Genomic DNA, 536 nt, shown 5'->3' with positions numbered 1-536 from the left:
GTATCTGCCGCTAATGCTCGCGGATCGGCGGGAGGAGCGGGGCCCGCCGGTCTGGGTGTCGGCTTTGCCGGTTCAATTGGCGGGAGTCGCGCGCCAGCCTTGCTCCGCTACGTCCGGCTGGTCGCGGCGAAACTTTCTTCGAAGCGTCATTTCCCGATGTATCGAACCTGGCGAAGCCACGTCTGACCGCGCGCTCAAACATCCACCGCCAGATACCCCGTCAGATACCGCCCGCTGTTCGCCGCATAGACTCCCGGCCCGTTCGTGCCGAACCCCTGCTGGTCGAAGATATTGCCCGCCTGCAGCCGGAAGGTCGCTGATTTGCCCGCCAGTTTGAACTGGTACCGCCCGCCCAGGTTGAGCTGCGCGCGGGAGGGGATGATCACCAGGTTGTCGATCCGCGCGGCGACGGTGCCGCGGTGGAACAGGGCGGCGTCGAGCGACAGGCCCTCGAGCATCGGCGTGCGCCAGTTGAGGTTGAGGTTGAACAGGTGGTCGGGCAGCCCGACCGGGCGCTTGCCGATGGTGCCGACCGC

Annotated in this window: 1 protein-coding gene; it reads right to left on the bottom strand. The window is 66.8% G+C overall.

The window, feature by feature from the left end; genetic code table 11:
* Positions 1-194: 194 nt before the first annotated feature.
* Positions 195-536: hypothetical protein (locus AC1DZC_RS20340; RefSeq protein WP_477044550.1), on the bottom strand; the 342-nt coding region annotated here is incomplete at its 5' end.

It is taken from the genome of Cellulomonas sp. P2_B4 (assembly GCF_056404795.1).
This window is presented reverse-complemented; position numbering and strand designations above follow the sequence as displayed.